Source organism: Streptomyces montanus (assembly GCF_005786655.1).
Classification (GTDB): domain Bacteria; phylum Actinomycetota; class Actinomycetes; order Streptomycetales; family Streptomycetaceae; genus Streptomyces; species Streptomyces sporangiiformans.
On sequence record NZ_VBZC01000010.1, the window covers coordinates 96158 to 115250 of the forward strand.

A 19093-nucleotide genomic window follows, 5' to 3' on the forward strand; every position below is an offset into this window, starting at 1 on the left:
GGGTGGAACCGCTGGCAGGACGCCGAGCCCCGGCCGCTTCCACTCCTGCCACCGTGCACCATGCCCCGCCTTCTCAGGAGGTCACCCATGCCCGCGGGACTGCGCATTGCTGTCGGCGCCGACCGGGCCCTGCTCATCTGCCACACCGGCCTCGGCATGGCGATCGCCGCCAACAAAGTCGCCGGCATCCGCGCAGCCTGCGCCCACGACCGGCTGAGCGTGGAGCACGCGGTGACACACAACGACGCTCAAGTCCTGTGCCTGGGCGCCGGCGTCATCGACCTTGCGCTGGCCCGCCGCCTGAATCATCATCAGCGCGCCGACCTTCACCCAGTACCGGCACCGCCGGCAGCTGCTGGAGCGCATCCGCGCCTACCGCGACCGCGCCGCCATCCGAGGCATCAAGGTGAGCACCATCATGGGCTCCGTCCGGGCCGACGAGATGACCCCCGACTTCCTGCGCGACGTCAACGAACTCGGCGACTTCGGGCACCTGTTCACCGAACTGAGCCTGACCCAGGCCCGCGGCATCATCACCATCGCCCCCGAGTTCGCCGACGCCGACCTGATCTGGAGACCTGCTGCAGTCCCTGGCCGCCCACGGCCTCGACTTCGAGCGGCACCTGCGGCACTTCGACGATGCCATCCTGCCCTGGCACCCCGTCAACGAGGTCGACCCGGCGGAAGAACAAGGGCTGTTGGCCGCACTCGAGAAGCGGATGGCCACCGCGTGACCGGTCCGGCCCCGCACGGCGTCCCACGCTTCTCCGGCAAGCACACCGTGGCGTCGCTGACCGACCCCGCCGAGCACGCCGCGCACATCCGCCGCCGCCACCCCGACGCCGACCTCACCCACACAGCCGGTGCCGTTCTCGTCTTCCAGTCGTCCCTGGCCCGCGAAACCGTACGCCGTGACGGCGTATGGCCGCTCGGCCCCTGGGTGGCAGCCGACCTTCACCGGACCACCGACGGAGCCGTCATCTGCTCCGGCTTCGGCCGCGGAGCCCCGGCGGCCGCACTCATCGTCGAACAACTCATCGCCCTCGGCGCCCGCGCCATCATCACCATCGGAACCGCCGCCACCCTCACCGACACCCTGGCGGCCGGCGACCTCGTCGTCTGCCGTGAGGCCTTACGCGGCGAAGGGCTCTCACACCACTACCTGCGCCCCGGCCGCTACATCGCCCCCGACAGTGCGTTGACCCAGACGCTGACCAGGCACCTCACCCTGCTCGGCGAGAAGCCGCACACGGGCCGCGCCTGGACCACCGACGCCCTGTACCGGGAGACCGAAGCCGAGGTGTACCAGTACGTCTCCGAGGGAGTTCTGACCGCCGACATGGAAGCAGCGGGCGTACTCGCGGTCGCCGCCTACCGGGGGATTCCGGCCGCTGCTGCCTTCACGGTGGCCGACTCCCTCGCCCGGCGCACGATGCGAACGGACTCGCCGAGAACCGGCACGGGCCTGCGAGTCCTTTACGAGGCCGCCACCCGCACTCTGGCGGAGAGACCCAGCGCATAGGAACAGGACGGCGGACGAGCCGAGAGTACCTGCCCGGCAACCGGTGCGTGGCCAGTCGGCCCGGCCGCGGTGAAAGGGCGGAGGGGAGACCGGACGTCATGAATCTGGGGCGCTCGGCTGGGGAATGAGGGCGGTGGTGAGAAGACCGAAGGCATGACCGAGGCGGATCAGGTGAGCCTCGCTCTGCGCTCCCGCCTTCTCCAGCAGCCGTTCGACGGCATCGGAGAGGTCGAACTGGTTAACGCCTGCTGCCCGGGCGATCTCAGCGGATGCGTCGTGAAGCGCGAGCGCCCGCCACAATCTCTGCTCGGCGTCGTCGAATTCCTCTGGAGCCACCGCCGGATCGGGCGGGGTGAGTTGGCCGGCGACATACCCCATGTGGACCTTCACCGCGGCCCCCTTGACCTGGAGCTTCAATCCGATCTGAGTGGAGTGGCGATTGAACGTTGTTCGCTTCATGGACAGGGCGGCCGCGCCGGCATCGGGATCACACCCGAGGGACATCTGCTCAAGGACCTGCGTCTCCATTGGAGTCAGGGGCGTGATGACGATGTTGGTACCGGGCAGGCGAATCATGTCCATCTCCAGTAGTCGGTGATCAGCAAGGCATGCAGTGCGGCGTGGCCTCCCACGTGTGTCCGCGGACGACGTGACACGGCGAGTCCATGCAGGACGCCCCGCTTCGGCTCGGGACCGCCGTCGTTCTTCAGGTTCATCAGGACGACGACGAGCTGGTCCTCGCGCTTGGCCAGGGTGGGGCCGGCGAAGGCATGGGTCCTGCGCGCGCGACGTACTGCGCGGGGACGCGTGGCCCGCGGTCGGCAGATGATCACGAGAGTTCCTGAAGGCACTGGCGGACGCGGTCCTCATCCCGACGGCTCACGGCCGCGTAGATGACGATGGCTTCTTGGTAGAGACCTCGTGCCGGATCGGCGTCGCCGATCTCGCGAAGGGTGTGGCCGAGCAGCTCCCGGCTGTGGGCACGCCAGCGCGCTGATCCGGCAGCGTCGCACTCTGCGATGGCCCGCCGACCCTCCTCCTCGCCCTTGCCCGGGTCGCCCCCGGCGGCGTGCGCTCGGGCGAGCCACGCGAGCGCCCGGGCGGCATCGAAAGAGTCCTGGATTTCGAGCAGTGTCGTACGGGCGGCGCTCAGGGTCTCGATCGCCTCGGCAGGACGGTGGAGTTCGAGCTGGGCGTGGCCGAGGCAGACGATGGTGATCGCCACGGCCCGCGTGTACGTGAGCCGGTCGGTCTCGGACTCGCTCGTGCGGCCCAACTCGATGCGCTGCTGACGGGCCTGGAGCAGGAAGCCTTCCGCCTCGGCCGGATGACCGCCGTGCAGGTTCACGGATCCGAGTTCGTGCAGGGCCTGGGCCTCGGCACGACGGTCCTGTTCCTCGCGGGCGAGCCGCAGGACGGCCGCGAAGGTCTCGGCGGCGGCCTCGAACTTGCCCGCGCCGCGCAGCCCCACACCCCACGTGCTGAGCATCTCGACTTCGGCCTCACGGTCCCCGCAGCGGCGCGCGGCCTGAAGACCGAGTTCGTGGCTCTCGGAGCACAGCTCGTAGTCGTGGGACGAGCGGAGCAGCGGCCAGATGGCGTGGGTCAGCTGCCAGGTGGATCGGTCCAGGCCGGCGGCGACCGCAGCACGCACCGCGTGCAGCAGGTTGTCCCGCTGGGCATAGAGCCAGGCCAGACCGGCGTCTTCGCCCGCGAACACCATCAGTTCAGCGGGCGGGTAGACGTAGTCCCGGCGCAGGGGGCGGTGCGTGGGCGTGAGGATCTTCTCGGCCGCGCTCGCGGTCGTCAGGTAGAAGTCCAGGGCCCGCTGCAGGATCTCCTCTGCTTCCCCGAAGGTGGCCTCCACGGTGGCCCGGTCCCGGGCGTGGGCGCGAGCGGTGTCGTGGAAGCGGTAGACGCGGCCGCGGAAAGCGGACTCCTGGTGGAGTTCGATGAGGTTCCGCTCGTGCAGCTGTTCCAGGACGGTTTCCGCTTCCGCGCACGGCAGACTGCAGACGGCGGCCGTGAGCGGCACGTCGAAGTCCACGGTGAACACGCTCGCCATACGCCGGTAGACGACCGGGGCGGGGGTGCTGCGCGGAAGTGACCAGTACGACTGGTCGAGGGCTTGGTTCACGGCCGCCTCCTGACGGGCGATCTGGATGCGACGGATCTGCTGGGGCACTGCTCGGGGCGCCGGCGACCAGCTCGGCGAAGGGCCGGTCCGGGGCTGCGGCAAGGTGCGTCACGGTCAGAGCAAGTGCCATGGGTGAGCCGGCGGCGCGGCGGGTGATCTGTGTGGTGGCACCGGCTTCACGGGCTACGCGGTCCTCGCCGAGACAGCGGGTGAGGTACTGCCGGGCGGCCACGTCGTCGAACGGGGCCAGCCGGTGCAGTACGGCGCCGTCGGGGACCAGTTCGGCCAGACGGTCTCGGCTGGTCACGACGACCAAGTGGCCCCTCCCGCCGGGGAGGAGGTCCCGGACCTGGGCGGCGCTGCGGGCGTTGTCGAGGAGGACGATCGCGGGCCGGTCCGGCTGTGAGGCGGTCACCGACCGCCACCAGGCGGCCAGCTCCTCCACGGATGCGGGCTGCGCACCGGGACGCAGAGAACGCAGGAACCGGGCGAGGACCTCGCTGGTACGGGCCGGGCCCGCGGGGGCGTAGCCGCGCAGATCTGCGTAGAGCTGTCCACCGCCGTACGCGGTGGACACCTGGTGGAGCAGTCGGTTCGCCAGCGTGGTCTTGCCGACGCCGCCGGGCCCGCTGATCACCACCGTGCGCACGCCGTAGTCGGACAGCTCCCCGATCTGGGTGATCAGGGTGGCGAGGTCGGATTCCCGGTCGGTGAAGGTGGCGGGCACCGGCAGCAGTTGCCGGGGGACCGGCGGGGCGAACGGCGCTGCCTCGTGGAAATGGACACCACCGTGGATCCGGCCGGCCTGGACGCTGGGCCCGTAGAGCGTGCTGTCCGACAGCCTGTTGTCGGTGCCCGAACCCGGCGAGGGCTGCAAGAACGGCGGTGGGGCGCCGTCGCCCCCCGCGGGGCGTGCCGCGGTCACAGCCCACCTGCCAGGGCGCGAACCCGCTCGGCGTCCGCCGGTCGGATCGACACGTACAGGTCCGCGGCCTGCTGGAAGCACGCGCGTGCGGCATCGCGCTCGCCGCGGTCGAGGTGCGCTTGGCCGAGCAGCTCCAGGCCGCGGGCCCGCCACCGAGTGCTCCCGGCATCGGTGAGCACCGCCAGGGCCTCTTCCAGATCGCGGACGCCGGCGTCGCTGTCGCCGACGAGGACGCGGGCGTGGCCCTGGAGGACGAGCGCCCGGGTGGCGTCGTACGGGTCGTCGGCCTCCAGCAGCATGGTGCGCGCCCGGACGAACAGGTCCAGCGCGCGGCCGGGCTCGTCGGCGAGGGCGATCTCGCCCAGCACGATCGTCGCCAGGGCGACCCCGCGGGGGTAGTTGCGCTCCTCCCACAGGGTGATGGCCCGGGCCAGGAGCGGAAGGGCCTGCTCCGGGCGGCCGACATTGTGGTGGCACGATCCCAGGCCGAGCAGGGCCTGGCCCTCGTCCCGGGGGTCGCCGTCTGCACGCGCGGCGTCCAGGGCCTGGGTGTACCAGTCGGTGGCGTCCGTCAGGCGGCCTGCCGAGCTCAGTCCGATCGCGCCGGAGAGCAGCATCTGCCGGACGGCGGCGGGGTTGCCGGCGCGGCGGGCGGCGGCGAGCCCGATCTCGTGCGCCTTCGCCCACAGCGTGTAGGGGTGTCGGCGCAGGAATAACGGCCAGAAGGCGTCGACGAGCTGCCAGGCAGTCTCGTCCGCTCCGGCGGCGACCGCCGCCTGCAGCACGGCCAGGAGGCTGGTCTCGTGCGCCTCCAGCCAGGCCATCGCCTCCGCATCATCAGTGAAGACGGCCGGGGCGTCGGGGGAGGAGGGCAGTGTGCTGCGCAGGGTGGCCTGAGCGGGGGTGAGCCGCTCCTGTGCGTGAGTGGCGATTGCCAGCATCCACACGCACAGCCGACCGACCACGCCGTCTCGCTCCTCCGACGCGTCGTGCTGTTCGGCGAGGGCGCGGGCGTGCTCGCGGACGGCTGTGCCCATGCGGTAGCGCGCGGCCGAGCCGGGAGCAGACGCGCACGGCTCCAGCAGTTGCTCGTCGGCGAGGACTTCCAGCAGCCAGTCGGCCTCGGCCCACTCCAGTCGGCAGACCGCGGCCACCATGTCCGGGTCGACGGCGTCGACCGGCAGCAGGCTCAAGGACCGGTAGACATACTGCGCGGTCGCCTCCAAGCCGGTGTAGGTCTCGGTCAGTCCAGTGGTGATAGCCATCCGGGCGGGATCCTCACGAAGGGGGTGAACAAGGGCGTCGGCGGCCGCCGCGAGGCTGCGCGCGGGCCGGGACTTCAGGCGGGCGCCGGCCAGGACCAGCGGGAGGGGCAGGTGTGCACACCCGTGGACGAGGCGGGCAGCGGGCTCGGGTTCCGCTGCCATCCACCGCGTGCCGGTGAACCGGGCCAGCAGTGCGACTGCCGCGCGCGGGGTGAGCGGTCCGAGAGACAGGAGCGCGGCGCCGTCGACCGCCAGTTCCCACAAGGACCGTCGGCTGGTGACGACGGTCATGCTTGCGGTGCCGGCGGGCAGCAGGGGCCGGACCTGGTCGGCGTGGCCCGCGTTGTCGAGCAGGACCGCGACCGGGCGGTCGGCGGTGACCGAGCGCCACAGTCCGGTCAACTCCCTCTGCCCGGCCGGCGGCTGGTGGATACCGAAGGCGCGTAGCCACTGCTGCAGCACGGCCTCCGGCGCTGCCGGGCCGGCATGGCCGCCCAACTCGGCATGCAGTTGTGCCTCGTTCTCGGCCGTGCGGCCGGTGAGCCACCGTGCAGCAAGTGCCGTCTTTCCGACCCCGGCGAGTCCGCTGATCACGGCCAGTGCGGCACCGTCGAGGCGTGCCGCGTCCAGCGCGTCCGCCTCCTCCTCACGGTCGGTGAAGTGAGCTGGCACCAGAGGTAGTTGCCGGGGCGGAGGCAGCTTCTGCGCCGGCGGATGGTGGTGGGTCCCGCCGTTGACGTCGCGGGCCTGGACGATGAGGCCGGTCAGATGTGCGTCCCCGCCGATCTCATTCGTCGTCACTGCGATCTCCCGGGGCGGCAGTGTGCTGGAAGCCGCGCGGGCGGAAGGTGACCCCGGACCCTTGAGCAGGCGATGGATCGCGCCGTACGACCTCCCCGTTTCCTCACAGATGTCACGGATGGAGCCGCGGGAGCGGGCACGGCCTCGGTCAGGCCCAGTGCGAAGGGACGTGCATGACACTGTGAGCTGTCAGAAAATGTGGACTGCAACGGAGCTCCTGTTAGTGCGTCGAAATTCGGCTTTCAGGGTGGGTGCGTGTTCCCGGAATGATTTGGATCGCTGCGCCGGAAGGGACCTCCATACGTGGTGAGATTCAGCGGAATCGACCTCAGACCGTGCTGCCTTGCTGGCAGTAGGAACCGTCCGCGCCTATAGCGTTAAGTAGGCGGAAAGCTCATGCGTGAGCCTGTGTGGCGTCGAACCCGCCCTGGACAGTCACCGACAATTTGATCCGCCGGCGATCAGCGGGAGCGGCGCACATCATGGCTTACGGGCGATACCTCCATAGATGTCCGTCGGCTCTGGGGAGACGCGGGACTCAGGACGCCACAGGGGGCAGGAGACGATGCCGGGTTCCAGGACCTCGAGTCCTTCGTAGTAGGCGGCGAGCTGCTTGATGCTGCGCAGGGCGTACGGGACCGCGCCGGTCTCGTTGTAGCCCTGCTGCGCTTTCGTGAGTTCGGCGTCGGTGTTGATGCGGTCGTAGTGCATGAAGTAGCTGCCGGCGGGCAGAGCGGCCTGGAGGTGGCGGACGATCGCCTTTGCCTCCTCATAGTCGGGGACATGGCCGAGGATGCCCATGAGCATCAAGGCGACGGGTTGGGTGAAGTCCAGGATCCGGCGGGCAGCGTCGAGCATCTTCTCCGGGTCGCGGAGGTCGGCGTTGAGGTGGTCGGTGCTGCCCTGCGGAGACGTGTTGTAGAGCAGGGCCCTGGCATGGGCCAGGACGATCGGGTCGTTGTCGACGTAGACGACCCTGGCCTCTGGGGCGATCCGCTGAGCCACCTCGTGGGTGTTGTCGTATGCCGGCATGCCTGTTCCGATGTCGAGGAACTGGCGGATTCCGAGTTCCCCAGCCAGAAGGGTGACGCCGCGGATCAGGTACTTGCGCGACTCGCGGGCCATCGGCACGACCTGCGGGGCGATCTTGCGGTAGGCGTCACCCGCCACGCGGTCGACCTCATAGTTGTCCTTACCTCCCATCCAGTAGTTCCAGATGCGTGCCGAACTGGGGATTGAGGTGTCGATCTCGCTAGGCAAGGGGAGTCCTCCAGAGGGTCGGATCATCGGCGTCCTGCCTGTTGACGTGAGGCATGGGCGGGCAGACGCTCGCGGGCTTGAGTACCAAAGGGACGCTGCGGAGATTGGTGAGGAGTCGTCCGGTCTGTGCGTCACAGGAGCAGTGGCCTGGTGAGAGCTCTCTGGAAATCCCATCCACTCTCGACGAGCCTTCTGCGCAGCACGCCGTAGGCGACTGCGCAGCGGTCGTCCCCGGTCCAGTCGCTGAGGGTCTTGCTCTCCCCGAACGCGGCGTACTGCCGGGTGTGTGGGATCGGGCTCCTGCTGGCCGCCGGTGTGAGCAGTTCCTCGGGCTGGACTTCGGCGACGTCGTGTGTGACCAGCGTGCCCCTCGGACTTACTGAGCCGATGAGGTATCCCACGTGGACCAGCGGCTGGATAGCGCTGCGGAACGCGGGTGTGGCAAGGCCGAACTCGCGCGCGATCGTTGAGGTGCGGGGGAGGAATGTCCCGGGCTCGTAGACGCCGTCCGCGAGGCGCTGGCGCATCGCGCGTTCAACGAATTCGGGTGTCTGCTTCAGGGCCGCCTGCATGGGAACGTCGACGACGCGTGCGCCCAGGTGATGCACGTGGACCAGGCCCTCCCGAGCGAGACCGCGCAGGGCGGCGGCCACGACGTGACGGTCCGCCTTGTAGCCGCTCTCCAGGTCCCTGGAGGAGTCGAGGAGCGTTCCCGGCGGAATGATGCCTGCGGTGATCGCTTCTCGCAGGCCCCGGTATACGCGGTGGGCCTGACCAGCTCGCTTCGGGCTGAGGAAGTGAATCTCGTCGTCGAGGAGCTCCCTAACGGCGTCCAAGATCACCACTCCTCGGCGACCAGCGCCGACACCGACTGCGGATCGGTCAGCAGGGCCGACAGCCACTGCGGATCGGTCAACAGGTGTCCGGCCGGCTCGCGGGTGATCCACCGCAAGTGGAGATCATCACGGCGTGCGCTTCGAGGCGGCACCCACACGGAGGGACCGTTGACGTAGGCGGCGTACGACGGCCAGGAGCGGTCGTTGGAGCCCGGCGGGACGAAGAAGGTCCAGCAGTCGCCTTCGGCGGCCACGGCACCGCGGCGGGCGCCGAGCTCGCGCAGCTGGTCCAAGGCCGCAGAGGCGTACAACTGGGGTGCCCGTACGCAGTCGAAGCCGCGCCCGGTGTCGACGAGCCGCTCTGCAGAGCTGCGCCAGGCCGAGCCCAGCAGTGCGTACGCCTCACGACCCGGCTCCCCGCCGGGCAGGGTGGGGATCTCCCAGGCTGGCTCAGGGCTGGCGGACACAGGTGGCCGTACGAGGGTGCGGAACAGGGGAGTCACGAAAATGCCGTTCAGTACTGGAGGTCGGGTCAGGCAGGCAGGCGCTTGATCCAGCGGGCGGGCTGGCGGAGTTCGGCGACGCTGGGGAGCAGGCCAGCTGCCGTCCACACGTGGTTGAAGCGGTCCGTGCCGACGGCGGCGATGGCCTCGTCGACGAGAGCGGTGGCACGGGCCTGCTGCCTGGCCACTCCGAAGCCGAGGAGGGAGAACACCTTCTTGACGTGACGTTGCTTGCGACGGTCCTCGCGGACGACAGGGTGACCGAGTATCAGCGGGGTCGCCTTCTCGCTCGTCCACTGTGCGTGGCCGTGGCTGAGGAGCGTGTTGACATCCCGGGTGGCCAGGGTCTGCGGCCAGACCGGGGCCGGGACGAGGGTCCCACCACAGGCCGTGACCTGCGTCTGCTCGGCGAGTGCCCGGACCAGCAGTTCACACAGCCGGTCGGGGTCGGTCAGGCCCTGCTGCCCCAGAGCCTCGGGGATGAGGAGTGTCGACGGCCGTCCGGTGCTGTTGGCGATGAGGGTGTATTCCGTGCTCATCCCGACTTTCAGCGCCCTCCACCGCTCAGCCTGTGGCAGGGCGGCGGCCCTCTTCCGTTGCCATTCGGTGAGGTCGAGTTCGGCGGTGTCGCGTTCGATCTGGCGGCGTATGAAGGCGCTCCACGCTATGGCGAGGCCATCGACGTCCACGAGTTCGACGGTGACGGTGTCCGGCGCGGGCAGGCCGGTGACCTTCTCCACCGCTGGCATCGCCTGCGTGAGGAGCCGTTCGATTTGTTCGGCCAGTTCCTCACTGCGGGCCGACTCATTCTGGACGTACAAGTTGATCATGACGGGCTTTCGGCTGAGAGTGGATGAGGGACGTAGGGAGTCAGGTGGTTTGCGGGCGGGCCGCGTGCTGTGCGGACCACTGCGAGCGGTGCGGACCGAGGACGGATTCAGCGAGCCGCTTGAGCTGCAGGTCGTCGGGTCCGGCGGGGGCGTGGATGAGGTCGATGTCGCGGCGGAGCTGTTCGATGAGGCTGCCGGTGTGGGCGGCGTGCCCGCCGTGCAGCTGCTTGGCCTGCTCAGAAGAGGCCGCTCCTGCCCGGTGGGCGGTGAGCTTGGCGTAGTGCAGCCACGGGTCGCACGCTGTGCCCTGGTCGAGGAGATAGGCAGCGAAGTAGGCGGCCAACTCGGCGCTCATCAGGCCGGTCTTCATCTCGGCGATGCGGTGGCCGACGGTGTCCAGGTCGGACAGGTGGCCGTTGTAGCGCTTGCGGGTGGAGACCCGCCGGGCGGTCTCCTCCAGCATCCGCTGATGGACGCCGAGGGCGACGGCGGCCAGGTTGAGGCGGCCGTAGACGACGGATGCCTTCTGGGCGACGGCGAGCCCGTCACCGACCCTGCCGATGACGTGGGACTTGGGAACGCGGACCTTGACCAGCCGCAGCGTATCGACGCTGAAGCCGTGCAGCCCGTTGACGGGGGCCGGGATGATGTCGAGTCCCGGGGTGTCCTTCTCGACGAGGAAGGCGGTCAGGCTGCGGCGCTTGCCGGGCCTGCCGGTGCGGGCGATGACGCAGTGGACGTCTGCGATGCCCGCGTTCCCGATGAGGATCTTCTCGCCGGTGAGGACGTAGTGCTTGCCGCGCCGGCGGGCTGTGGCCTTCATCCCGAGGACGTGGCTGCCCTGTTCGGGGTCGGTCACGGCGATCGTCGGCCAGCAGCGGCCTGCGGCGATCTCCGGCAGCCACGTGCGCCGCATCTCCACGCTGCCGTACTCGGCGATGGGGGCGGCGCCCAGGATGGACGCTTGCAGTATCGCTCCGGCCGCGGGGCTGACGCGGGATATCGCCTGCAGGATCAGCGTCTTGGCGACGTGGCCTAGGCCGAGGCCGCCCCACTCGGTGTCGATCAGCACGCCGAGCCAACCCGTCTCGGTCAGGACCCGGCGCATCTCGTGGTCGGTGTGCGGGCCGCGCGCCTCAATCTCCGCAGCGAGAGGAGCGATCCGGGTGTCCGTGAAGGTTGTGACCTGCTGCTGGACACGGAGATGGTCCTCGGTCAGGAACGGGCTGGAGAGGAGGGCGGGCATGGTCGGATCCCCTCTTTCTGGGCAGGGGGCGGGGGTGCGTCCGCTCCGGTGCTGGGTTGCATCGGCGGGGCAGGGCGGTCCGGGATGTCGTCGAACCGGGAAGACAATCTGTCTTCCAGCGGCGTGCTTCTCGTGCCGCGCGATGTCGGTGAAATGCCGCCGAAGAGCGGGCGGTTAGGGGATCCGGGTACGTTCTTGGACGGCCTTCACGAGCAGGTCGCGGTGGTGCTCCATGAAGGCGCGCGAGGGCCGTCCCACGCTGCGAGGGCGGGGATTGGGCCCAATGCCGCAGATGGTCCCCCACACCTGGTCGGTGCGCGGGTCAATGAGTGGTGAGCCCTGGTAGGTGCGGATGCCGAACTCGTCGATGACCGGGTTGGTCGCGAATTGCGCGTAGGCCAAGGTGTCGTTGAGGATCAGCGTCCTGCGGTTCTCGACGACGTCGGGGCACCAGCCGTGGGTGAGCTCCGGCATGGTGCGGTCCGCCTGCGGCAGGTCCGTTCCGACGGGGTTGTACAGGCCGACGAAAAGCTGCTGATCCGGCATGACGCCGAACCAGTTGACCATCGCGTAGGGCAGGCCCGACTCGCCGGCGAGTAAGGCCGCGAAGGCGTCGAACGCTCCCACGGGCGGGTTGGCGAGGTCGATGACGTCGGGCAGGAGGGATTCCCAGTCACCTGGCGTGGGCTGGTCCAGCAGGGGTTCGTTGCCGGCGCTGTGAATCATGTCGAGGCTCCTTGGACTGTCGAGCGGAGAGTGAGTGCGTGCTCGATGGCGAGGTCCATGGCCCGGACGAGGACAGCGGTCGCCGAACTGCCCGTACGGGCGTCGCAGATCATGACCGGCACGCGGTCGGAGAGGCCCAGGGCCACGTGGACCTCGTCGGGGCTGTAGTCGTAGGCGTCGGGGAACTGGTTGACGGCGACCAGGAACGGTGTGCCGCGCCCCTCGAAGTAGTCGATGGCGGGGAAGCAGTCGTCCAGGCGGCGGGTGTCGGCGAGGACCACCGCGGCGATGGCCCCTTCGGCCAGCTCGTCCCACATGAACCAGAAGCGGTCCTGCCCGGGAGTCCCGAAGATCATCAGCACGGCTTGAGGGAAGGTCCGCCTGCCGAAGTCCATAGCGGCCGTGGTATGGGACTTCTCGGGCAGCAGGCTGAGGTCGTCGATGCCTTCGGACGCGGAGGTCATCAGAGCATCTGTGCGCAGGGGGGTGATCTCCGAGACAGAGCCGACGAAGGTGGTCTTGCCGACGCCGAAGCCCCCCGCTACGACGATCTTCATCGCGACGAGACCGGCGGCCGTATCAGAGGGACCGTTGAAGCCCGTCACGGACAGCCTCCAGGAGAGTGACGAAATCATCGGGGGTATGGGTGGCGGGTTTGTCGGCGACGGCCAGCGCGCCGGCATCCATGAGGCGGGACAGCAGAACCTTGGTGATCTGGACGGGAAGGTCCACCAGCGCGGCGATCTCGGCCACCGACGACGGCTGTCCCCGGCACAGGGCGATGGCCTGTTCCGCCTCGGGGATCTGCGATCCCGTCGGCGGCGCCGGGTCGTGAGCCGTCAGCAGGGTCTCGACCCTCAGGTCCCGGCTCGGCCGGGTCTGGCCGCCGGTCAGGATGAAGTGAGCCGGGCCCTCGGAGGCCTGCCGCGTCCATGACCGACCGGCGAAGGCTGCCATGTCACTGGCCGTCAGTGAGGCCGGGTTCGGGTCGGCGAGCCGGCGTCCGCAGGTGGCGGTCCATGCTCTTGACCAGCTTCCGCATCTCGAACCCGATGGCTCCTTCGTCCGCTCCCGGGCTGGTCAGGACACCCAGGGTGCATTCGATGTCGCATGGACGGCGCCCCGGGCCCAGCGGTGTTCCCTCGGGCACGCCCCTGCCGGCGCTCACTACGTACAGCGTCCAGTCCTTGTGCTTGAGCACGCCCAGCTGGAGATCCCGCGCCGTGCCTCCCCTCATAACGGCCATGCCGTTGGTGAGGGCGTACATGCCGCTGATCACCGACGCGACGCGGTCAGCGGTGTCCACGTCGAAACCCTGGTCCGCGAACTGGCTTTCCTGGCGGGTGTAGGCCAGCTTCAGACCGTCCTGGGCGGCGAGCAGTGCTCCGGTCACTCCCGGCACGCCGAGCAGGTCGCTCAGCAGCCATTCCAGGCTCTGGACCCCACCCTGCTGGGGTGTGGTCGTGTTCTGCGTCATCACAAGCTCCGTCTCTTCGTACGGGTCGTGCCACGGCGCGGGGGCCGGGCACCGGTGGGGGTCAGTGGTCAGTGCCGGACGGCGGGGGTTCTGCAGGCGGTTGTGAGGCGGGGGCTTCTTCCCGCTCGAAACCGGTGGTGAAGTTCGCCATGAAATCGGCTGCGACATCGGGGGCCGGCTCGGGTCCCGTGCGCTCTGCAGGTGCGGGCGGCGGCTGCTGGTCGACGGCTTGCCGTGGCCGCCGGGGCAGATCTGGCCTGGTCACGCCGCGCTGCGGTTGCCCACCCCCGGCCGGTGGCCTGCGCTGCGGGCTGCGGCGAGGGAGGGACCCCGTACCGGAGGCCGCCACCGGATTAGAGGGCGGGTCGCCGGACGGACGCGGGCCCGGCGAGCCCGGCCGGGGGGCCACAGGTGCGTTCGCCGCGCGGGACGGCTGCCGTGGGCCGGGCCTTTGCAGCAGGGCCTTGGGGATCACGACGTATGCGGTGGTGCCCTCGAACATGTTCCGCTTGAGGTGGACCGTCACCTTGTAGCGGGCGGCGAGCCGGGAGACCACCAGCAGGCCGGTCTGATGCTCGGCCAGCCGCTCCGCCATATCGCCCTCCCGAGGAGAGGTCAGAAGCCGGTTGAAGTAGCGCAGTTGTGTGCTGTCCAGGCCCAGCCCGCGGTCCTCGATCTCGACGAGCAGACCCGCCTGAACCTCACTGGCCGCGACGGTCACCTTGTTCTGGGGCGGTGAGTACTTCGTCGCGTTCTCGATCAGCTCGGCGAGCAGATGTATCAGGTCAGGCCCGACGCCTCCCGCTGCGATCTGCACATCGAACTTGGGTGTCGGGATCTTCGCCTGGTCGTACCGCTCGACCTCGGCGACCGCGCCGCGTACCAGGTCGAGCAGCCGGATCGGCTCATCAACCACACGGGCCAGCTGACCGCCCAGCACAGCGAACCGGGCTGCATGCCGCCGGATGCGGCGCAGCAGGCTGTCGACGTCCAGCAGGTCGTACATGGTCTCGGGGTCCTCGACCGTGGCCTCGCGCTGCGTCACGATCCCCAACGCCCGGACGACCAGCCCGAAAAGGCCGCCTGCGAGGTTGAGGAAGATCTCCGACAGGTCGGAATTCGCCTGCCGACGGCCGACCACGGAGTGCCAGGCGATGGCGTAGGAGCGGCGCAGCGTGGCTTCCAGCTCCCGCCACGGATCGTGCTTGACCGTCTCGTTGTTCGACGGCACCGCGGGCATGACCGGGGTTTCCCCTCGGGCCAGCTGCTCAAGGGCAAGGCTGAGGTTCTTGCCGCTCTCCGCGGCCATCGCCGTGTAGTACGTGAGCCATTGCTGAGTCCGCTCCTCGACCTCGGCGCGCTGCTGCTCCAGGGCGTGCGCCGTCTGCTTCGCCCAGCGGTCCACCACGGCAGCGACGGCCGCGCACGCCGCTCCAGCGGCCGGCACGGCCCACCAGCCGGACATCACGCCGGTGGCGTAGGCCGCCGACGCCGCTGCCGCGACGAGGGCCGTGGACGCCCCGGAGGCCAAGGGCAGTAACCGCAGTCGCGCCCTGAGGCCCGCCTGCGTGCACAGTGCCTCTGCACCCGGCGAACGGCGTCGTCTTCGGCTGCGGCGGTGGCCAGCCGGTGGCGAAGGTATGACAGTTAAAGACATCAAGAACCTCGGGGATCAGCGAGGATGCGCGGGGGGGGGGGGATGGGGTTCGGCAGGAGCGTGGAAGGGCCGCCGGGGCTCGATGATCCGCCACGGGGGAACGACGGACCTCAGCCCCGGCGACCCGGCTACAGGGGCGGCCGGACGGCGCGGACGCAGGGCGGCGGCGTCAACAGCCGGACCACGGTGGTGTCTCCTCGTAGATGAGTCGTTTCAGGTGATCCCTGCGGAAGTCCCCGAGCGGCAGGGGGAGTTACCCGCAGGACGCCGTGCCCGTGACGGGTCACAGCTGTGCTCCGCTGGGCTCGGCCGTGGCGCGCAGGGCCGACGCCAGGGCTCCGAGCAGATCGCCGCCCGGGATCAGCGGCAGCGGGTCTTGAGTCTGCTCGTGCCACGGTGGGGTGTCCCATCGGGCACCGTGGGAGGGCGGCAGGGCGATCCACTGCTCAGGGCCGGACCGGACCTGAACGGTCGACGGGCTTGTCCCCTCGGGTACTGCGTACCGGCCGGTGGCCGGCAAGACGAGCAGTACAGCGTGGTCCTCGCCCTGCAGGAGGCACGGCACTGTCGTGCGGCGGGCGATCCACATCACTACGGAGAGACCGGTCCACCGTGGCAGCACGAGGGCATCGAAGGGGACCGTGGGGGCGATCAGCGCGGCCCCCGGCGACGCATCCAGCTCGGCGGCCAGGCCGTCCGCAGGGCTGGGGGTCAGCGGTCCGGGCAGCGGGTGTGCTCCGGATCCGGGGCAGGTCTCGGGGTTGCCGCACGTGCAGCCGCCCCTGGGCCTGTGCCTGTGCCCAGGGGCGATCGGCCACCCAAGAATGCTGGTGTACGCAGCACCGCAGGCGGCCGGGTTTCGTGTGTCGATACGCTGCATGGCAGTCCCTCGCTGTGATGGGTCGTCAGCGACGCACATCACAATGGGCCACGAGAGCGCCTGCGACCCCTCAAAATTTGAGGGGTCGATTTTCAACTTCCGCCTCAGAGCGGGAGTTTGGCGTTAGCGCACCAGTTCCATGCTGCGTACGAGGGAGGACAGCGCCCCCTGCTGGGAGGGAACACCGACCTGGGCCAGGTCTGTGACCAGGGCGCGGGCCATCGGGTCGGAGTGCGTGTAATAGGGGGCCTGGGAAGCCGCCTGCTTCAGCGTTGTCACCGCGGACGGCAGCCGGTTCATGCGGCGCAGAGCTCGCGCCTTGTCGATCTGGTAGTGGACCTGCCGTTCCTTGCTGGGGACTTCATCCACGGACACGTCGGGCACCTTGGACAGACCTGCGTCGGGTTCGTTGATCTCGACGCCGACCTCCGCGGCGTGAACAGCGACGGTTCCCCTTCCGAAAACGGTGTGGGCGTCCAGGTCGTACCACTCCGAGCCGAGGCGGTCAGCGTCCTCGAGGGCCGCATCGACACGGCTCCAGGCGTCCGCTCCCCTGGACCCGCGGGCATGAGCAATCGCGCAGCGCAGGTGGAGCGCGCCCCGCAGCGACAAGACCTCGCTCGCCGGCCGGGGAGCCGTGGCGAGCGGTTCCAGGTCGCGCAGCGCCGCCTCAGCCACGGCGACGGTCTCCGAGAGGCTTGCCTGGTGCAGCAGAGCGCCGCAACGGTCCCAGGCGACTTCGGCCTTCACCATCGGGTCGTCGAGCTGGGTCGCGGCGTTGGCGGCGACCTCGGCGCTGAACCAGGCGAAGTCCGGGTATCCCAATTGATTCAGCAGCATCCTGGACGTGCGGGCAGCGTCCACGAGGAGCCGCAGCGCTTCCTCCTTGTCCTGGCCTTCGCTGACGAGCAGGGCGGTGTTGAGATCCTCGACCATGCTGGGCAGGAGCATCGCGACCTTGGGCAGGTCCGCGTTCTGCCGTGCGGTGTTGGCTTTGCGGGACCTCGTCTGCAGCTGCTCCAGGGGGACGGGGGTTCCCTGCGGGCCCAGTTCTGGGTGGCCGGAGAGGATGAGGCCGGATCGGCGCATGCCGGTGCGCAGGGCGTAGATGTAGGAGTGGGCCAGGTTCCCGCCACCGTTGTGCTGCAGCCGGTAGGGCTGGCCGAGCAACCAGACCACGTCGACATCGCACTGGTCCGCGATGGCCGTGATCAGCGAGTACCGGTCGAGGCGGACTCGGCCGCTCTCGATGTTGCCCAGCCAGGATTCCGAGCGTCCGAGGAGTCCGGCCAGCTCCGGTTGGGTGAGGCCTTTCGCGTTGCGGGCGACCTTTACGCGAGCACCGATGTGAGTGTCCATGTCTTCGGGCATACTGAAGCTCCGTTCTGCGTCGACAACAGAACGGTACCCGGGGCGCCGCCCTGGTGAATGCGCTCGGCGGCCTTCGCCTTTGGCGAAGGCCGCTGTTGCGTTCCCCAGGGCTGTCTGACCCATGCCGTGTACGTAGGACCAGACCTGGGCCTCCAGGAATTTCACGGAGCGAAGCGATCTCGCGGGGTACGCTGCCATGGCCTATGGGTACAGAAGTACGTCGAGGCCCGTCTCCCCCAGATATGGGATGGGGGAGACGGGCCTCGACGCGTGTGTTGAGCGGGTCAGACGTCGAACTCGCCGTCTCGAACGTCCGCGAGGAACCCTGCGACCGAGGACTCTGGAAAGACCAGCGCGGAGCCATCCGGGTTCTTCGAGTCCCGGAAAGCCCGCATGCCGGCGAACGGCGCGGCCGTCAGGGCAGCAACCTCGACGCACTGCCCCTGGGAGTCTCCGCTGTACGAAGACTTCTTCAAGACAGCCCCCTCAAGCTGTGGTCCGGTGAGAGAGCGTCCGTTGTTGGTGGTCACTGGGGAGGCGAATCCCTTCGTTCGATGCGTATGGGTTAGACGCCGAACTCTGACGCGAACTGAGCGAAGGCGCCGAACTCGGCTCGGGTAAAGGTCAGCGCAGGGCCGTCAGCGTTCTTGGAGTCCCGAACGTGGACGGCGCTGCTCGTCTCGGCGACCTCTACGCACTGCCCTTGCTCCCCACCGCTGTAGGACGACTTTCGCCAGGTCAGGCCAGTCTTCTCATCGATGCGGGTGTAGCGGGTCATCAAAAGTTCTCCTCAAGGTGAGCATTGATGCGATCCCGCGACTCGTCCGCGGGAAGTGCGAGTTCGGCGATCTTCTCGAACACGACCACGAGGGCGCTCACTTCGGCTGGTTTGTCCAGGAAGTTGCCACCCAGGGAGCTGTCGATGGAGACGGCCGTGGGCCAGGGGTGGCGGAAGTCCAAGATGGTCATGGCTTGGTTCGCAGCCGCGTAGGCGGGGACATCTGACGGGACAATCTGGATGGTGATGTTGGATTGTCCGGCGTCGTCCGCCAGCTTGCGTAGCTGCTCCTTCATCACCCCCGGTGCGTTGGGGAATCGGTGCAGGAGGGCGGCTTCGGAGATCAGTGCGTGAAGTTGGACCGGGTTCCCGGGGCGGTGGAGCACTTCCTGGCGCGCCATCCGGATGGCGCTCAGCATGTCTGACAGCCCGCGGTTGTCCGGGTGGAGTGGGTTGTTGAAGATTTCCCTGACGTATCCAGGAGCCTGGAGCAGGCCGGGGATGATCGCAGGATGCTGAACCCGGATCTTCTTCGCCTTCGACTCAAGGGTGACGAAGTCGAGGAGCGCGTCGGAGACTTGGCCGATGTATGAGCCCCACCAGCCGGCCTTCGGCGACTCGTTGGAGGCTGCGGCCATCTCGCGAACGGCCTCCTCGTCCCCGTGGATGCCGTACGCCTCCAGCATCTTGCGGATGTCTTCTTCGGTGACTCGGTAGATGCCCCGCTCGATGCGACCTTGTCGCGTCGAGTCCCAACCGAGTTGCTTGGCGGCTGCGCCGGGGCCCAGGTCGGCCCGCTCGCGAAAATCGCGCAGCAAGCTACCTACGCGACGCCTCATGACAGGCGGAGGGAGCTTCGTCTGAGTCATGGGGAGCATT

Annotated in this window: 20 protein-coding genes and 4 pseudogenes; 3 read left to right on the plus strand and 21 right to left on the minus strand. The window is 69.1% G+C overall.

The window, feature by feature from the left end; all coding sequences use genetic code 11:
• Positions 1-117: 117 nt before the first annotated feature.
• From FE633_RS11100 to FE633_RS11110, 3 genes and pseudogenes are all read left to right on the plus strand, one after another.
• A pseudogene (locus tag FE633_RS11100) lies at positions 118-303 on the plus strand (RpiB/LacA/LacB family sugar-phosphate isomerase); the annotation flags it as partial.
• Between the two features lies 1 nt (position 304).
• Positions 305-571: pseudogene (locus tag FE633_RS49730) on the plus strand (radical SAM protein); the annotation flags it as partial.
• A gap of 159 nt (positions 572-730) precedes the next feature.
• On the plus strand, positions 731-1522 hold the full coding sequence (locus tag FE633_RS11110) for a nucleoside phosphorylase (RefSeq protein ID WP_138045067.1): 792 nt from the start codon (positions 731-733) through the stop codon (positions 1520-1522).
• A gap of 96 nt (positions 1523-1618) precedes the next feature.
• Here FE633_RS11110 and FE633_RS11115 read toward each other — a convergent pair whose 3' ends face one another.
• The 21 genes and pseudogenes from FE633_RS11115 to FE633_RS11205 form a co-directional block, all read right to left on the minus strand.
• The gene (locus FE633_RS11115; protein WP_138044964.1) at positions 1619-2098 is read right to left on the minus strand and encodes a M24 family metallopeptidase; all 480 of its coding nucleotides are present in this window, start codon (positions 2096-2098) and stop codon (positions 1619-1621) included.
• A complete protein-coding gene (locus tag FE633_RS11120) occupies positions 2095-2355 on the minus strand; it encodes a hypothetical protein (RefSeq protein ID WP_138044965.1) in 261 nt (86 codons plus the stop codon). The genes FE633_RS11115 and FE633_RS11120 overlap by 4 nt, the downstream gene beginning before the upstream one ends.
• Positions 2352-3659 (minus strand): hypothetical protein, encoded by a 1308-nt coding sequence (locus tag FE633_RS48275; protein ID WP_246113555.1) that lies wholly within the window; start codon positions 3657-3659, stop codon positions 2352-2354. Before FE633_RS48275 ends, FE633_RS11120 begins: the two co-directional genes overlap by 4 nt.
• Positions 3660-4053: 394 nt before the next feature.
• Positions 4054-4665, minus strand: a pseudogene (locus FE633_RS49470) (AAA family ATPase); the annotation flags it as partial.
• Entirely contained in the window at positions 4581-6650 is a 2070-nt protein-coding gene (locus FE633_RS11130) for a tetratricopeptide repeat protein (protein ID WP_138044966.1), read from the minus strand. The gene FE633_RS11130 and the pseudogene FE633_RS49470, both read right to left, overlap by 85 nt.
• A gap of 63 nt (positions 6651-6713) precedes the next feature.
• Positions 6714-6830 (minus strand): annotated as a pseudogene (locus tag FE633_RS49735) (helix-turn-helix domain-containing protein); the annotation flags it as partial.
• A 300-nt stretch (positions 6831-7130) separates the two neighbouring features.
• Positions 7131-7937 (minus strand): SAM-dependent methyltransferase, encoded by an 807-nt coding sequence (locus FE633_RS11135; protein WP_138044967.1) that lies wholly within the window; start codon positions 7935-7937, stop codon positions 7131-7133.
• 104 nt (positions 7938-8041) lie between these two features.
• On the minus strand, positions 8042-8746 hold the full coding sequence (locus tag FE633_RS11140) for a GntR family transcriptional regulator (RefSeq protein ID WP_171059897.1): 705 nt from the start codon (positions 8744-8746) through the stop codon (positions 8042-8044).
• 2 nt (positions 8747-8748) lie between these two features.
• A complete protein-coding gene (locus FE633_RS11145) occupies positions 8749-9213 on the minus strand; it encodes a hypothetical protein (protein ID WP_171059898.1) in 465 nt (154 codons plus the stop codon).
• Positions 9214-9278: 65 nt separating this feature from the next.
• Positions 9279-10079 carry a zinc-dependent metalloprotease gene (locus FE633_RS11150; RefSeq protein ID WP_138044970.1) on the minus strand — a complete coding sequence of 267 codons (801 nt, stop codon included), beginning with the start codon at positions 10077-10079 and terminating at the stop codon, positions 9279-9281.
• Positions 10080-10119: 40 nt separating this feature from the next.
• Positions 10120-11325 (minus strand): acyl-CoA dehydrogenase family protein, encoded by a 1206-nt coding sequence (locus tag FE633_RS11155; RefSeq protein ID WP_138044971.1) that lies wholly within the window; start codon positions 11323-11325, stop codon positions 10120-10122.
• A 174-nt stretch (positions 11326-11499) separates the two neighbouring features.
• A complete protein-coding gene (locus FE633_RS11160; protein WP_138044972.1) occupies positions 11500-12051 on the minus strand; it encodes a GAF domain-containing protein in 552 nt (183 codons plus the stop codon).
• Positions 12048-12608 (minus strand): GTP-binding protein, encoded by a 561-nt coding sequence (locus FE633_RS11165; protein ID WP_138045068.1) that lies wholly within the window; start codon positions 12606-12608, stop codon positions 12048-12050. The genes FE633_RS11160 and FE633_RS11165 overlap by 4 nt, the downstream gene beginning before the upstream one ends.
• Positions 12609-12630: 22 nt before the next feature.
• On the minus strand, positions 12631-13008 hold the full coding sequence (locus FE633_RS11170) for a DUF742 domain-containing protein (RefSeq protein ID WP_138044973.1): 378 nt from the start codon (positions 13006-13008) through the stop codon (positions 12631-12633).
• Position 13009: 1 nt separating this feature from the next.
• Complete coding sequence (locus FE633_RS11175; RefSeq protein WP_171059900.1) at positions 13010-13528, minus strand: roadblock/LC7 domain-containing protein; 519 nt, start codon at positions 13526-13528, stop codon at positions 13010-13012.
• Between the two features lie 61 nt (positions 13529-13589).
• Positions 13590-15059, minus strand: coding sequence for a sensor histidine kinase (locus FE633_RS11180; protein WP_171059901.1), 1470 nt, complete (start codon positions 15057-15059; stop codon positions 13590-13592).
• Between the two features lie 409 nt (positions 15060-15468).
• On the minus strand, positions 15469-16065 hold the full coding sequence (locus FE633_RS11185; protein ID WP_138044976.1) for a hypothetical protein: 597 nt from the start codon (positions 16063-16065) through the stop codon (positions 15469-15471).
• A gap of 123 nt (positions 16066-16188) precedes the next feature.
• Positions 16189-17424, minus strand: a complete 1236-nt coding sequence (locus tag FE633_RS11190) for a helix-turn-helix domain-containing protein (protein WP_246113556.1) — start codon at positions 17422-17424, stop codon at positions 16189-16191.
• Between the two features lie 296 nt (positions 17425-17720).
• Positions 17721-17966 carry a DUF397 domain-containing protein gene (locus FE633_RS11195; RefSeq protein WP_171059902.1) on the minus strand — a complete coding sequence of 82 codons (246 nt, stop codon included), beginning with the start codon at positions 17964-17966 and terminating at the stop codon, positions 17721-17723.
• A 35-nt stretch (positions 17967-18001) separates the two neighbouring features.
• Positions 18002-18214, minus strand: coding sequence for a DUF397 domain-containing protein (locus FE633_RS11200; RefSeq protein ID WP_138044978.1), 213 nt, complete (start codon positions 18212-18214; stop codon positions 18002-18004).
• Positions 18214-19083, minus strand: coding sequence for a helix-turn-helix domain-containing protein (locus FE633_RS11205; RefSeq protein ID WP_171059903.1), 870 nt, complete (start codon positions 19081-19083; stop codon positions 18214-18216). The genes FE633_RS11200 and FE633_RS11205 overlap by 1 nt, the downstream gene beginning before the upstream one ends.
• Positions 19084-19093 lie beyond the last annotated feature (10 nt).